General features: G+C 71.3%; 7 protein-coding genes and 2 pseudogenes. 3 read left to right on the top strand and 6 right to left on the bottom strand.

Going from position 1 to position 14,096, the window contains the following annotated elements; all coding sequences use genetic code 11:
- Positions 1-11: 11 nt before the first annotated feature.
- The 3 genes and pseudogenes from ACYVF7_RS16270 to ACYVF7_RS16260 all read right to left on the bottom strand — a co-directional run bounded on the left by ACYVF7_RS16270 (position 12) and on the right by ACYVF7_RS16260 (position 4,709).
- Complete coding sequence (locus ACYVF7_RS16270) at positions 12-1,121, bottom strand: alkaline phosphatase family protein (RefSeq protein WP_460340600.1); 1,110 nt, start codon at positions 1,119-1,121, stop codon at positions 12-14.
- Positions 1,118-1,708, bottom strand: a complete 591-nt coding sequence (locus ACYVF7_RS16265) for a DUF5998 family protein (protein WP_433174275.1) — start codon at positions 1,706-1,708, stop codon at positions 1,118-1,120. The genes ACYVF7_RS16270 and ACYVF7_RS16265 overlap by 4 nt, the downstream gene beginning before the upstream one ends.
- 393 nt (positions 1,709-2,101) lie before the next feature.
- A pseudogene (locus ACYVF7_RS16260) lies at positions 2,102-4,709 on the bottom strand (bifunctional acetate--CoA ligase family protein/GNAT family N-acetyltransferase).
- A gap of 141 nt (positions 4,710-4,850) precedes the next feature.
- On the opposite strand from ACYVF7_RS16260, the gene ACYVF7_RS16255 reads away from it, so the two are divergent.
- Positions 4,851-5,744, top strand: a complete 894-nt coding sequence (locus tag ACYVF7_RS16255) for a carbohydrate kinase family protein (protein ID WP_460357944.1) — start codon at positions 4,851-4,853, stop codon at positions 5,742-5,744.
- Positions 5,745-5,765: 21 nt separating this feature from the next.
- Here the strand turns inward: ACYVF7_RS16255 and ACYVF7_RS16250 are convergent, their stop codons facing one another.
- Positions 5,766-6,815 carry a LysR family transcriptional regulator gene (locus ACYVF7_RS16250; protein WP_460340596.1) on the bottom strand — a complete coding sequence of 350 codons (1,050 nt, stop codon included), beginning with the start codon at positions 6,813-6,815 and terminating at the stop codon, positions 5,766-5,768.
- A gap of 329 nt (positions 6,816-7,144) precedes the next feature.
- Positions 7,145-9,260 (bottom strand): annotated as a pseudogene (locus tag ACYVF7_RS16245) (RecQ family ATP-dependent DNA helicase).
- 550 nt (positions 9,261-9,810) lie between these two features.
- On the opposite strand from ACYVF7_RS16245, the gene ACYVF7_RS16240 reads away from it, so the two are divergent.
- Positions 9,811-10,833 (top strand): hypothetical protein, encoded by a 1,023-nt coding sequence (locus ACYVF7_RS16240; RefSeq protein ID WP_460340593.1) that lies wholly within the window; start codon positions 9,811-9,813, stop codon positions 10,831-10,833.
- Positions 10,834-10,947: 114 nt separating this feature from the next.
- Here ACYVF7_RS16240 and ACYVF7_RS16235 read toward each other — a convergent pair whose 3' ends face one another.
- Positions 10,948-12,696 (bottom strand): hypothetical protein, encoded by a 1,749-nt coding sequence (locus ACYVF7_RS16235; protein WP_460340590.1) that lies wholly within the window; start codon positions 12,694-12,696, stop codon positions 10,948-10,950.
- A 303-nt stretch (positions 12,697-12,999) separates the two neighbouring features.
- On the opposite strand from ACYVF7_RS16235, the gene ACYVF7_RS16230 reads away from it, so the two are divergent.
- Positions 13,000-14,070, top strand: a complete 1,071-nt coding sequence (locus tag ACYVF7_RS16230) for a glycosyltransferase (RefSeq protein WP_460340587.1) — start codon at positions 13,000-13,002, stop codon at positions 14,068-14,070.
- Positions 14,071-14,096: the final 26 nt, after the last annotated feature.

Genomic DNA, 14,096 nt, shown 5'->3' with positions numbered 1-14,096 from the left:
CTCGGCGTTCATCAGACCGACTCCCGGCGGAGCAGGGGAACGAGCTGCTCGGCGGCGACGAGCGACCCGTGCATGCCGATGAGAGTGGACTCGATCGGCTCGGCCTCGGTCGCCACGATGGCCACGTCGGCGTACGGGACGGCGACGACGTCGCCGATGCGCGGGGCCAGGGACGCGGACACCGGGCCGAACAGACCCTCGGCGATCGCCTCTTCTCGGGTCAGCACCCACGCCTGCCCCGCGAAGCGCTCACGCCACACGGCGAGCACGTCGGCGGCGGCCCCGGCCTCGGCGTACACGTGCCGGGCCCGGGCCTCGCCGCCCAGCAGGGCCACGCCCTCCCGCAGCGCGGGCTCGGCGTCCACGTCGACCCGGTCGGTGGGATCGGTCATGCCGTGGTCGGCGGTGACGTAGAAGGCGGCGTCCGGCGGCATCGCCTCGGCCAGCCGCCGCGCCAGCAGGTCCACGAAGGCCAGGTGGTGGCGCCAGGCCGCCGAGCGGGAGCCGTGGATGTGACCGGTGGCGTCGAGGTCGCCGTGGTAGACGGTGACGAACGCGCGCTCACCCTCGCGGATGGCCTCCTCGGCGCGGGCGACCAGCGGGCCGAGGGCGTCCGCGGGAAGATAGCGCGCGCCGCGATAGACCGAGCGGGTCAGCCCGGAGTGCTCGAACGCCCGCGCCGAGACGTGGCTCGTGGCCACGCCCGCCGCGGCGGCCCGGTCGAAGACGGTGCGCGCGGGCTGCCAGGTCAGGGGGTCGATCCCGTCGCTCCAGCGCAGGCAGTTGTGCAGCCGCCCCTCCCCCGGGACCGCGACCTGGTAGCCGAACATGCCGTGCCCGCCCGGCGGCCGGCCGGTGCCGAGCGAGGCGAGACTGGTCGCCGTGGTCGACGGGAATCCGGCGGTCAGCGGCCGGCCCGGCAGCGAGGAGAGGTACGGCGCGGCATCCGGATGCGCCCGCAGCAGCTCCCAGCCGAGACCGTCGACGAGAAGGACGCAGGCACGCGGCAGGGCGGGCAGACCCAGGACGTTCGTCTCGCCCGGGACGCCGAGCGCGGCGAGCACGGACGGGCCCAGGTCCGCCAGCGACTCCCGGCCGTACGCCGGGGCGGGAATGCTCATCGGCCCGGCTGAGACGTGACCTCCGACAACGCCTGGGCGAACGTGAGGACCTGCTCGACGGCGTCCGCGCCGTCCGCCGCCTCACTCACCCGCAGCGAGAGGTCGTCGGCCGTGATCGTGCCGGTGTAGCCATGATCGGCCTCGCAGGACTCGTCGCCGCAGGAGGCCGGCTCCAGATCGACGTGAGCGATCACCCCCCAGCCGATGGTGAGCATCACCTCGGTCGGCGGCACACCGGGCACGTACGACGCGGGCTCCGGCACGACGCGCGTCACCGCCACCGACTGCACCCGGCCCAGGCGCACCGCCTCCGTCGTCGTGGAGGCGTGCGGGTGCGGAACCGACTCGGTCGGCGGGTGCTCGTCCGTGTGGCAGACGAGCAGGCGCGTCGGCGACAGCACCAGCACGGTGACGTGGCGCCGGACCTCCATCGCCGGATCGAACGTCGCCTCATGGTGGACGACGTAGGAGATCACGGTCTCGTTGCCCAGTAGCGACTCGACCGCGTCCGCGACGAGCGCCGGGTAGTAGCCGCTCCGCTCGATCGCGGTGCGCAGCCCCTGCGCCATCGCTCGGGTTTCCCTCATGGATCCCATCCTGCACTGCCCGGGCGTTACACGCACACCCTCGGGTAGAGATGTGGACATGACCCGACCGCACGTCCCCCCGTCCGAGCCCGAACACCCCACCCCACAACCGCCCACGCCCCATCCCACCCCACAACCGCCGGCACCGGAGCCACCCAGCCCGCAACCGCCCACGCCGCAGCCACCGGTCCCCCCTCCGGAGCCGCCGGTCCCGCCGCCCGAGCCGCCACCGGAACGGCCCTCCCCGCGGCCGATCCCCGAACCGAGCCCCAGCCCGATACCGCCGATTCCGGACCCGGTGCCACCACCGCAACCCGCAGACCTCAACCCCGGCTGAGCCCGCGACGCGCCCGACCGCGACCCGACCGGGGACACGCCGCGCGGTCTCTCCCGTCAGGACGGCCTGAGGCGGCGAACGTGGTCGATGCGCGGCCCCGGCGGTCTCGCCGGCCACAGCCGCGCGCTCCGTACGGCGGCGCCGGAGGCGCGGGCGACCACCTCGAGGTCCAGCCGTGCCACCTCCGGCAGGTCGTCGGACAGCCGGGACGCCCGCAGCAGGACGCGCTCGAGCGCCGCCAGGTCGACGGGCTCGGCTCCCTGATGGCCCAGCAGCAGTGGTGCCGCTCTGATCGCGCGGACCATCCCGGCCGCCTCGACGTCCGTCAGGGGTGCGAGCCGGTACGCGCGGTCGTCCAGTAGCTCGGCCGTGAGATCGGCGAGGCCGAAGGACACGATCGCGCCGAAGGAGGGGTCCTCCGACGTGGTGATCCGCGTGACGACCCCCTCGTCGCCCGCCTCCGCGGCGTCCCCTGCCGGCCCGATGCCGTAGCAGGCGAGCAGTGCGGCGGTCAGCTCCGCGTCGGCTGCGCGCCGTTCCCCCGGCTCGCGCCCCGCGCCGAGCTCCCGACCGCCGGCCGGGGCACCATCCGCCCGCAAGGCCGACGCATCAGAAGCCACATCCGCCGACTCGCGACCCGCGCCGAGCTCCGGGCCGCCGGCCGGAGCACCATCCGCCCGCAAGGCCGGAGCGGCGTCCGCTGCCAAGATCTCGTCGACGAGCGCGCGCGCCCTGGACCGGTCGATGCCGGGTAGTTCGGGCACCCGGCCGGGTGCGCGGCGGCGGCGTTCGGCGTACCGGACGGCGTACGCGAGGGCGCGGACGGCGTCCTCGGGCGCGGGGTAGGAGGGAACGCTGCCGTGCAGGAGGCCGTGCTCGCCCAGGTAGGTCGCGACGACCGGCTTCGCCGCGCCCTCCGCCTGCCGGACGATCGCGGCGGCCACCTCGGGGTCGATGCCGCCCCGTACGGGCGGCGCGAACACCGTGATCACCGCGTCGGCCGCGTCGTCGTCGAGGGCTTCGGCCAGCGCTGACTCGAAGTCCACCGGCCCGGCCGCCGGGCCGAGGTCCACCGGTGTGAGGGGGTCGAGTTGCGCCGCGGTCGCGGCGTCCTGGACCAGCAGCCCGATGGAGTCCGAGTTGCCGACGATCGCGACCCGGCGGCCGGTCGGCAGGGGCTGGTACGCCAGGACCTGTGCGACGTCGAACAGCTCGCCGAGCGAGTCGACCCGTACGACCCCGGCCTGGGCGAACAGCGCGCTGACGGCGTGGTCGGGAAGGGTCAGTGCCTGCGCGGCGTGGCCGAGTGGCACTCCCTGGGTGGTACGCCCGCTCTTGACGGCGACGATCGGCTTGGTGCGGCTGATCCGGCGTGCGAGGCGGGTGAACTTGCGCGGGTTCCCGATCGACTCGAGGTACAGGAGGATCACCTCGGTGGCGGGGTCCTCCTCCCAGTACTGCATGAGGTCGTTGCCGGACACGTCGGCGCGGTTGCCCGCCGACACGAACGTCGACAGACCCAGCCCGCGTTCGGCCGCCCAGCGCAGGATCGCGATGCCGAGCGCGCCGGACTGGGAGAAGAATCCGACCGGTCCGCGCCCCGGCAGCGTCGGGGCGAGGGTGGCGTTCAGCCGTACGCCCGGGTCGGTGTTGGCGATGCCGAGGCAGTTGGGGCCGACGACGCGCATGCCGTTCGCCCGCGCGAGGCGTACGAGCTCGTCCTGGCGGGCGCGGCCCTCGAGGCCGGCCTCCCCGAAGCCGGAGGAGACGACGACCAGCCCGTGGACGCCCTTGGCGGCGCACTGGGCCACGACCTCGTTGACGTGGTCGGCGGGCACCGCGACGACGGCCAGGTCGACCGGGTCGGGGACGTCCGACACCGTCGGGTGGGCGCGTACGCCGCCCACCGCCGACGCGGTCGGGTGAACGGGGAACACCGGGCCGGTGAAGTCGCCGCCGAGGAGGTTGCGCAGGACGGTCCGGCCGACGCCGCCCGCCTCGCGGCTGGCGCCGATCACCGCGACCGACCCGGGGAACAGGAGACGCTCGATCGACCGCGACTCCGCGCGGTGCTCGCGGGCGGCCATGACCTCCCGGGAGGTCTCGGTCGGCTGCAGGCCCAGGGTGAGCCGGATCACACCGTCCTCGAAACGCTGCTGAGCCTCGTCAGCCGGCCGCCCGGAACACGGTGGTCATCCGGCGGTTCTCCGGCAGGACGTCCGCGATGAACCGCTGGATGCCGCGTTCGCGGGCCGCCGCCGCGATGTGCTCCAGCAGCACGGTGCCGAGGCCGCGGCCCTGCTGGGCGTCCTCGACGAGGAAGGCCACCTCGGCGGTGTCGGGTGACTCGTCCGGGGACTCCGGAACGGTCGCGTACGGGCTGCCCGTGCCGAGGCGGTCGTAGCGCACGACCGCGATCATCGCGTCGCCGATGGTGGCGATGAGGGCCACGCGGTCGAGGTAGTCGACGGTGGTGAAATGTTCGATCTCCCGGTCCGTCAGCCGGGGACGCGGCGAGAAGAACCGGTAGTAGATGGATTCGGGCGAGAGCCGGGCGTAGAACTCGCGCAACAGCTCGGCGTCACCGGGCCTGATCGGCCGCAGGTGCGCCGTCCCTCCGTCGGCGAGGACGACGTCGGCCTCCCAGTGGTCGGGGTACGGCACACGTCGAGACTATGGGAGATCCCGAATTAGCGCCGGTTCGGGACCCATCCGGGCACCGGGAGCTGTTAGGTTTTTCTCCGGGTCGCGCAGGCAGGCCGCCTTTCGGGGGTGGCAGCCGCAGGAACAGGGTGGGTGGACGACATGACGCGCGTGGTCGTGGTCGGTGATCTGATGACCGATGCCGTCGCGCGAGCCGCGTTCCCGCTGGCGAAAGGCGGAGATACGCCGGCCAACGTGACGATGCACGGCGGCGGCTCGGGAGCGAACGTCGCGGCCTGGCTGGCCGTCGAGGGCGTCGAGTCGGCGTTCATCGGGCGGCGCGGGGCCGATATCGCGGGCCGTAACCGTGACATGGAGCTCATGGGGTACGGCGTCGACGCCCGCCTCGTGATGGATCCGGAGCGGGCGACCGGCACGTGTGTGGTCATGGTGACCCACAAGGGCGACCGGACGATGCTCTCGGACCCGGGCGCCAACGCCGCGCTGCTCCCTGAGGACATCCCGCAGGACCTCTTCGGTCCCGGCGCGCATCTCCACGTGTCCGGTTACTCCCTGCTCAACGAGGGAGCCCGGCAGGCCGCCCTGCACGCGATGAAGCTGGCGCAGCGGGCGCAGATGTCGGTCACCATCGACGGCGGCTCCAACTCCCATCTCAAGCGCGCCGGCGCCGAGCCGTTCCTGGAGTGGACGCAGGGTGTCCGGCTGCTGGTCGTCAACGCCTCCCAGGCCGAGGTGCTGACCGGCCGCGACAACCCGGAGCAGGCGGCGAAGGTGCTGACCGCCTGGTACCCGGAGGTCGTGGTGAAGATGGAGGCCGAGGGCGCGCTGTGGTTCAGCAACGGCCACGCCGATCCGATCCGCGTGCCGGCCGAGCCGGTGGAGGAGATCGCCGACGGCACGGGTGCCGGTGACGCCTTCATCGCCGGGTTCCTGCCGGTCTGGCTCGACGGCAAGCCGCCCGTGGAGGCCCTCGCGAACGGCTGCCGGCTCGCCGCGCGGGCGATCAGCCACCTCGGCGCCCGCCCCATGCTCTGAGCAGCCGCACAGCCCGTACGGTCATCGTTCGGCTGCCTCGGCCTCGGCCCGGGCGGCGGCCTCCTCGCGCATGGCGGCCCATAGCAGGTTGAGCGGATGGCGCGGTTCGTACCGGACGCGGTCCTCCTTGCTGACGAACGCCCCGGTCATGATCTCCGGGGCGGCCTCGAGGTCGTTGCGCAGCTCGATGACCCGGAGTCCCTCGGCGCGGGACCGGTCGCCGATCGACCGCGTGACGATCATGCAGCCGCGGGCGAGGCCGGACTTCAGCAGTGACAGCCCGTAGGAGATGTCGTCGATGTCGGCCACGATGTCGAGGCGGTCCCGGAAGTTGGGCCCGTACCACTGGCCGAGGAAGTCGGCGATCAGCCCGGTCGCCGGCACCACGAGCGGGATCTCCGGCAGGCGGCTGCTCGTGACGACGCTGAGCGGGAGCTCCTGCTCGCTGAGGTTGGTGAGGAGGACGGGGCGGCCGCGCGCCAGCTCGATGACGTCGTACGGCCGCAGGCGCGTCTCGTCGCCGGGGACCGCGACGATGGTCCCACAGACCAGGTCGACGCTCTTGGACTCCAGCCGCGACCACACGTCCTTCGTACGGACGTGGACGACGCGGAACTCGACCTCGCGCCGCTGGAACTCCTCGGACAGACGCGCCCAGGCACGGGAGACGGTCTTCAGGGTGAACTCGGTCGTGCCCACGGTGAGCGTGCTGCCGAGGCGCCGGCGGGAGGAGTGGATCTCGGCCAGCCACTCGCTCAGGGTGGCGCCCGCGAGGCGCGTGATCGCCTCGCCGGTCGGGGTGAACAGGACGTCCTTGCCCCGCCCCTGCTTGACGGTGAGGACCTCTCCGCAAAGGGTCTGGTAGTTGCGGTTGAGCGTGTCCATCTGTTTCTGCACGCTGGACTGCTCGCGGCCGAGCAGCCGGGCGGCGCGCAGCGCCGAGCCCGTTTCGCGGACGACCAGGAGCGTCCTCAGCTGGTCGAGGGTGGTGTCGAGCAGCGGCGGGGCACAGCTCAGCAGCTCGCCGAGCCCCTCGTCACGCAGCGGATGAATACCGGACGATTCACTCATCAGACGTCCAATTCGGGCGTTGTTCTGTCCCCGAGATCAGTTCAACGGGAAGTGATCGCACTTAGCGGTGAGATGACCCCTAGATGTTCTCCAGAACAGGTGGACACGACTTTTTGCACTCTAGAACAATCCCTAGGCGTGCGGTGGCCGGTCGTCCAGGATCGTGAAGGTCACGGGGGCCCCGATCCGGGGCGACCGGTCGAGCACGGGCTTGGCCCTCGACGCTCGGTGGGGCGCGGGCTCGGCCCTCGGCGGTCGGCGGAGCACGGGCGGGGCCCTCGACCGTCGGTGGAGCGCGGGCTCGGTCCTCGACGAGCTGTCGAGCGCGGTTAGCTCACGGCGGCGAGGGCCAGCGGGAGGACGGCGGGGGCGCCGGCCTCGCGCAGGAGCCGCGCCACGACGGTGACGGTCCAGCCGGTGTCGACCAGATCGTCGACCAGCAGCACCGGGCCCTCCGCGGAACGCACCTCGTCGGGAACGACGAAGGCGTTCCAGAGCGCGCGGACCCGCTGCGCGCTGTTGTGGCGGCGCGGGCCCGGACCGCCGTCCGCGTACGCGACCTCGCCGAGGTAGGGCAGCCCGGCCGATCCCGGCGATGCGCCGGGCCAGGTCGGCGATCATCCCCGGCCGGGTCGCCGAGCCCATGGCGACCACCCCGGCGGGGCGGCTCGCCCAGTCCCACGCCGTGAGGACCTTCACCATCGCGTCGAAGACCTCGTCGGGCACCGGGGCGTCGGGCGCGCCGTCGGCGAGCAGACCGCGCAGCCGGTTGCCCCAGCCGATGTCGGTCAGCCGCCCGAGCGCCCGGCCGGGCTCGGCCTGCAGGTCGGCGGGGATGCGCCCGGAGATGCCCTCCGCCTTCATGCCTGTCGGCCACATCCGGCGCGGCGTCACCTCGACTCCCGGCCGGCTCAGCCGCTCCCGGGCCCGTACGGTCTCCTCCTCTGGCACCTCCGCCGTCAGGTGCCGCCCGCTGCAGTTGTCGCAGCGCCCGCACGGCACCGCCTGGGGATCGTCGAGCTGCCGCCGGAGGAACTCCATCCGGCAGGAACCGGTCGTTTGATACTCGAGCATGGCCTGCTGTTCGCGGGAGCGCTCGGCCGCGACCCGCTCGTAGCGCTCCCGGTCGTACGCCCACGGCCGGCCGGTCGCGGTCCAGCCGCCCTTCACGCGGCGGGCGGCGCCGTCGACGTCGAGCACCTTGAGCATCATCTCCAGGCGGCTGCGCCCCAGGTCGACGCGGGTCTCGAGGGCCGCGGTGGACAGCGTGCCCGCCTCCTCCAGCGCCCCCAGCGCCTGGCGTACGACCGGCTCGGGGGGAAAGGCCAGACCGGCGAAGTAGGCCCAGATATCGCGGTCCTCGCGGCCCGGCAGCAGGATCACCTCGGCCCGCTCCACGCCGCGCCCGGCCCGGCCGATCTGCTGGTAGTACGCCACGGGCGACTGCGGGGCGCCCAGGTGCACGATGAACCCAAGATCCGCCTTGTCGAACCCCATGCCGAGCGCGCTCGTCGCCACCAGAGCCTTCACCTTGTTGTCGAGGAGGTCCTGCTCGGCCTGCAGTCGCTCGGTCTGCTCGGTCTGCCCCGTGTACGCGGCGACGGCGTATCCCCGGTCGCGGAGGAACGCGGCCACCTCGTGCGCCGTCGCGACGGTGAGCGTGTAGATGATCCCTGAGCCGGGCAGGTCGTCGAGCCGCCCGGCGAGCCAGGCCAGCCGTTGCTCGGCCCCCTGGAGCCGTACGACGGACAGGCGCAGGCTCTCGCGCTCCAGCGGGCCGCGCAGCACGAGGGTCTCCTGGTCGGATCCGCCCGTGAGCTGGTCGGCGACGTCATGGGTGACCCGCGCGTTGGCGGTCGCGGTGGTGGCCAGGACCGGCACGCCGGGCGGCAGCTCGGCGAACAGCGTGCGCAGCCGGCGGTAGTCGGGCCGGAAGTCGTGGCCCCAGTCGGAGATGCAGTGCGCCTCGTCCACGACGACCAGGCCCGCGCCGGCCGCCAGCTCGGGCAGGACCTGGTCGCGAAAGTCGGGGTTGTTGAGCCGCTCCGGGCTGACCAGCAGCACGTCGACGGCGCCGTCGCGGACGTCGGCGTAGACCCGCTCCCAGTCGTCCAGGTTGGCGGAGTTGATGGTCGCCGCGTGGATGCCGGCCCGCTCGGCGGCGGCGATCTGGTTGCGCATCAGGGCCAGCAGCGGACTGACGATCACGGTCGGCCCGGCGCCGCGCCGTCGCAGCAGGGCCGTGGCCACGAAGTAGACCGCCGACTTGCCCCACCCGGTGCGCTGCACGACCAGGGCCCGCCGCCGCTCGACGACCAGCGCCCGGATCGCGACCCACTGGTCCTCGCGCAGCCGGGCGTGGTCCCCGGCGAGCGATCGCAGGCACGCCTCGGCGTCCTCCCGCAGGGCGTCTTCGGCCGGTCCCTGGTGCGCTTCGTCAGCCATGCAGTCCTTCGTACCAGCCCGCACCGACCGCCCGCGACGGATCCGTCCGACAGACCGATGACCGGTGCGGGCGTCGGGGCCGGTCGGGCCGGCGCCCCGCCTGCTCCGCCGGGCAGGAGGCGAACAGGTCCTTCCGCCGGTCCTCGCCACGGAGATCTCCCGGGATTTCTGTCCCTTTCAGGCGGTATTCGCGGATGAGGTGGGCCGGAAGACGCGGTATCGCGCGTAATAGCTGTGGCTATCGCGCGAAACGGGTCTCATGGAACACCAGGAGGGGTATCCACCTCTCGTCACCGTCGCGCCACGCCATAAAGCCCCGGATTCCCAGCTTGATCCAGGTGTCCAGATTGACGCGTTTAGCAAAGTGCGGGCGAATGACGAGGCAGACCACACTCATGATGACAGCCGTACCTCCGACACGCCTCTTGGTGATCACCTTACCTGATACGTATATTGCCATCAGAATTCGCGGGAATATAGATCGCGTCGGACTCCAGACACCCATTGCGACATACGAGAGCCATCGCATCGTTCCGAAAATGAGGAGAAAATGCAGAAGAAGGCGATTATTGCCGCCGGAATGCTTGCCGCGACCGGAAGTGGAATGATCGGCAGCATTTCCGCGTACGCCCAGGTCCCCACGGACGACTGGCACCGTCACAGCAGTTTCCGCACTTTCCACCACAGCCGCTTCAGACTGCTCCACCGGCACGCGAACTTCAACGCCAACAACAACGAGCAGTTCGTTCGGGTGCCGATCCGTAACCGCATCCGCGCCAACAATCTCGCCATCATCCGAAACGTAGCGTCGCCCGGCGCCACCGGTCCCACCGGAGCGACCGGAGCCACTGGGGCAACGGGTGCCACTGGTGCGACCGGCGCGACCGGCGCCACCGGCCCCACAGGGGCAACTGGCGCGACGGGTGCGACTGGCCCCACGGGTGCCACCGGCCCCACGGGCCAGACTGGCGCCACGGGCGCGACCGGCCCCACAGGCGCCACGGGGGCGACCGGTGCCACCGGCCCCACGGGGGCGACCGGTGCGACCGGCGCCACGGGCGCCACGGGCCCGACCGGGCCCACCGGGCCGACAGGGCCCACCGGCGCGGCCGGTCCGTGCATCGCCGCGGAGACCGCGCCCGGCGAGAGCAACAGGAAGTGGGTCGCGGTGACCCGCAATGGCGAGGTCTTGATCGCACTGGTCGACACCTCGGGCCCGACGCCTACGGTCAGGCCGTTCACTCCGCTCTCCAACACCGTGTTCCCAGCCGGATTCGTGCCGGCCTGTGTCGCGTTGTCCAACACCGGCAACCGCCTGCAGGTCACCGTGCTCGGAACCAATGGCGGGGTCCAGGAGTCCGAATGCCCGATCACCGGCAACACGCCGGCGACGCAGCCGCCTGCCAGCTGCGGGCAGTCGATCACGATTCCGTTCACCACGCCTCTCGCCAGAGCCTTCATGGCGAACCGGAGGGCCGCGGCAGCCGGACTGCCACTGCTCAACGTCGCCCGGGCCGCTCGGCCCCAGGCTGCGAGGCCGGCCCACCCGATGACGAACCATCGAGTGTTCTGACATCCGTCTAGTCACCAAGCCATGGAGTCCTGGGCGTACTCGAAAGTGGGAGCGCCCAGGACTCCCTGGCATCACCACGCATGCTGTCGCCCCTGCGGCTTCTTGCCGCAGGGGTCACCTCCCCCGGCGCCAGGCGACCCAGTCGCCGGTGAAGGTGTGGCGGACCAAGACGATGTGCCAGCCCGCGGGGACGGCGGGCCAGCTGAACTCCGGTGGCAGCACACCGTCCCATGGCACGACGACGAGCGTCGCGTCCGGCGGCAGTGTCTCCCGGCGAGAACGGTCGATCGGCACCAGGCGGGTGCGGACTTGGGACGCCTGCGCGACCCAGATCCTCCACGGCAGGCCGGGATAGTTGACCGCCACCCGGTCCTGGGCCCGGAGCCCGGCCGGGGCCAGGCTCGTATCGGACCACAGCCCTTTCTCCAGGTGTCGGACGACTCGATTGGCGACCACGGTCGTGTCGGCCAGGGCGAAGGCGATGAAGGCGGCGGCGACGATGAGCAATCCGCCTCGGCGCCACTTCGCGATCAGGGCGCCCGACAGCGCCAGCAGCAGCAGCGCGACGCAGGTGGCGGACCACAGTTTCAGAGAGTCCCAGCTCCAGGTGAAGAAGCAGATCTCGGGGAATTCCAACGCGGTGAAGAAGGTCCGAGAGAGCCGATCCCCGGCGTGCAGGCAGACGATGCCGCCGGTCACCAGCGCCAGGGCCGCCGTGGCGAGCACGACCTGGACGGCCGCCCTTCTCGTGGCGCGCACCGCGAACACGGCCCCGGCCATGAAGAGCACCGGAGTCAGGCAGCCGAGGTACCGGCCGTAGGCGAAGTTCGCGACGGCGCCCTCGTCGGGGACCGCGGCCGAGCTGGCGATCGCGATGCCCGCGATCGCGGCGAGCATGACGGACGCCGTCGCCCGTATCGGGATCGGTGTGCTTCGGCGCGCGGCGAGTACGCCGACGGCCACCAGACCGACGCCGGCCACGCCGACGGTCGAAACGATGAGGTACCAGATCTTTCCCGTGGCCAGTCCCAGCGTCCATCCGAGCCCGTCCACGCCGGTCAGACGACGGGAGAGGAAGTCGCCCAGCGGGTTCACCCCGCCCGGATAGATCTGGGATCTCGCCCAGCCGTTCAGCGCCCACGCGGCGGCCGACGCGGTGACCAGCATGCCGGCGATCACCGCGGTGTCCCGTTTGCTCGCCCACCGTCGCCACAGGGCCACGACGAGAAGACCCGCGTGCACCAGCACGATGATCGTGCCTCGAGAGTGCACGCAGTAGCAGTAGGCGGCCACCGCACTCGCCGCCGCGCCGTGACCCGGCCGCCCGCCGGCGATCGACGAATGGATCAGCAACAGCCAGCCCAGCATCACGACCGGCAGTACGGCGTCGGCCATGGCGAATTGGCTGTAATAGAGGACCGAGGGCAGAAGCGCGGTCACGGTCGCGAGGAGATAGGCCTGCGGGCGCGGCAGGTTCAAGCGGCGCAGCGCGACATAGGCCAGCGGCAAGAGCGCCGCGCCGATCAGCGAATTGATCGCGACGACGAGATGGTAAACGGTCACCGGGTCATCGCTCAGCCAGTATGCGGGAGAGATGAGGAGCGGATAGCCCGGCTGGTAGAACGACCACCCGGACAGGTCACCGGGCGCGCCTCCGGCGAGCAGCCGCGCGCCCAGCAGGTAGCCCGTCTCATCGGGAATGAGGATGGGGGCCGTCCGATGCTCGGCGAACAGCAGTCGGACGCACACTTGAAGAATCCAGCCGCCGACGAGCAGCAGAGGCCAGCGGTGACGTCGGAGCGCGCTGAGGCGGGCCGTTGAGTCCACACGCTCTGCCGGGCTGATGACCCCAGGCGATCCCATGGCATCTCCGTCCGAGAATGAAGCGCCCCCGTCCCGCATCTCGGGCGGCCCCATGGTGCGGCTCCCGATCCACGGCGGACGATAGCCGATCAACGAAGCGGGATACAGCCTCGGCGCATTCATGCATGTAATGGGTTAGAGGCCAAAAAGAGGACCGATTCCGCGAAGTCGTCCAGCCCTCTCATAACCGCACTCGCGGCCGACTCCTTCGACGTTCTACGACGCGTGTCGAACGGGTTTCCGGCACCACCCAACCTACAATCAGAGGCCATGTCCTCGGGGAAGCAAACGTTCTGTCTCACGATGATCGTGAAGAACGAAGCGCACGTCATCACCCGCTGCATCGACTCGGTCCGGCCACTGATCACCTCGTGGTGCATCGTCGACACCGGTTCTACCGACGGCACACAGGAGCTCGTTCGTAAAGAGCTCGCCGACCTGCCGGGCGACCTCTATGAGCGGCCTTGGAAGGACTTCGGCCACAACCGGTCGGAGGCGATCGAGCTGGCGCGCGGTAAGGCCGACTACGATCTGGTGATGGACGCGGACGATATCCTCGTCATTCCGGATGGGTTCGCAATGCCGCGCCTCACCGCCGACTCTTATGAGATCCGGATCGACGACGCCGGGACCACTTACTATCGCGTCCACTTCTTCCGCGGCGACCTCGACTTCCACTATGTCGGCGTCCTCCACGAGGTCATCATGTCCAGCCCCGGACGCACGCTCGCACGCCTCGATGGACTCGCTTATCGCCGCACGTACGATGGTGCGCGCTCGACCGATCCTCACAAGTTCCGGAAGGACGCGGCGGTGCTTGAAAAAGCCCTCAAGGCGGATCCGGACAATGCTCGTTACGCCTTCTACCTCGCGCAGAGCTGGCGTGACGCGGGCGAGTACGCGCGAGCGGCCGCCGCGTACGAGCGACGCTCGAAGATGGGCGGGTGGATCGAGGAGGTCTGGTACTCCCTCTACGAGCGCGCACGCCTCGCCGATCGTCTCGACGAAGACGACGACGCGGTCGTCGGGCACTACCTGCGCGCGTTCGAGACGCGCCCGCAGCGGGCCGAGGCGCCCTGCGAGCTCGCGCGTTGCCTCCGCTTTCGGGACCGCCCCGCGGCCGCGTATCCGTTCGCAAGGGCGGCCAGCGACATCCCGCGGCCGAACGACGTCCTGTTCCTCGACGACGCGGTCTACGCCTGGCGGGCACTCGACGAGCTCGGGGTCTCGGCCTATTACGCGGGTCGCTACCGAGAAGGGATCGCCGTGAATGAGCGCCTGCTCTCCGGACAGGCCCTTCCCACGAGCGAACGCGCGCGCGTCCAGAAGAACCTCGAGTTCTGCAAGAAAGGACTCAAGGCGTCGGCGCCATAGCGCCCGGGACACGCGTGCGGCCCACA

This window comes from Actinoallomurus acanthiterrae (genome assembly GCF_054775715.1).
The sequence above is the reverse complement of the archived record's forward strand: the minus strand, read 5'-3'. Positions and strand labels throughout refer to the sequence as shown.

What these genes read in the sequence shown, in the direction of transcription:
- ACYVF7_RS16235 (WP_460340590.1), bottom strand. Translation starts at nt 12,696, where the DNA reads ATGGGATCGCCTGGGGTCATCAGCCCGGCAGAGCGTGTGGACTCAACG.
- ACYVF7_RS16255 (WP_460357944.1), top strand. Translation starts at nt 4,851, where the DNA reads ATGACGCGCGTGGTCGTGGTCGGTGATCTGATGACCGATGCCGTCGCG.
- ACYVF7_RS16250 (WP_460340596.1), bottom strand. Translation starts at nt 6,815, where the DNA reads ATGAGTGAATCGTCCGGTATTCATCCGCTGCGTGACGAGGGGCTCGGC.
- ACYVF7_RS16230 (WP_460340587.1), top strand. Translation starts at nt 13,000, where the DNA reads ATGATCGTGAAGAACGAAGCGCACGTCATCACCCGCTGCATCGACTCG.
- ACYVF7_RS16265 (WP_433174275.1), bottom strand. Translation starts at nt 1,708, where the DNA reads ATGAGGGAAACCCGAGCGATGGCGCAGGGGCTGCGCACCGCGATCGAG.
- ACYVF7_RS16240 (WP_460340593.1), top strand. Translation starts at nt 9,811, where the DNA reads ATGCAGAAGAAGGCGATTATTGCCGCCGGAATGCTTGCCGCGACCGGA.
- ACYVF7_RS16270 (WP_460340600.1), bottom strand. Translation starts at nt 1,121, where the DNA reads ATGAGCATTCCCGCCCCGGCGTACGGCCGGGAGTCGCTGGCGGACCTG.